This is a genomic window from Enterobacter sp. UNJFSC 003 (assembly GCF_036903355.1).
GTDB lineage: Bacteria > Pseudomonadota > Gammaproteobacteria > Enterobacterales > Enterobacteriaceae > Enterobacter.
In genome coordinates, this window is the sequence record NZ_JBAKHK010000043.1 from 1 (window position 1) to 479 (window position 479).

Below are 479 nucleotides of genomic sequence, written 5' to 3' on the forward strand. Positions count from 1 at the left end.
AATTTTGAGTGATCGGCCATGAGAATAACTTCACGCGAGCGTTGAATAATCCGTGTTTTCACCCCGACCTCAAACATGGTGGCATTGGTGATCCCCGTCTCCAGCGACAGCGCATCGCAGGAGATAAACGCACGTTCTACGGAAAAGGCATTGATCATCTCCAGCGCCAGACTCTCTCCTACCGAAAAATAACCTGGGCGAATCAGTCCTCCGATAATGTAACTTTCCACATGGGGAAAACAGCCCAGTTCATTGGCGATTTTAATGTCGTTGCAGATGACCTTTACCCGCGCATCGGCCAGGCATTTCGCCAGTTCGAGGCAGGTTGAGCCGGAGTCGAGAAAAAAGCAGTCGCCATCTTTGATCATTGTTCGGGCAAGGGCAGCTATTTCTCTTTTCGCCACAGATTGCAATGTACGTTTCACGTCGAAGACGTACTCTTTGTCGTCTGTACTGTCGTCGAAGTCCAGGCAACCGTG

At 50.3% G+C, this 479-nt stretch carries 1 pseudogene; it reads right to left on the bottom strand.

Annotated elements, in window-relative coordinates:
* Positions 1–479 (bottom strand): annotated as a pseudogene (locus V5P19_RS22990) (transcriptional regulator); the annotation flags it as partial.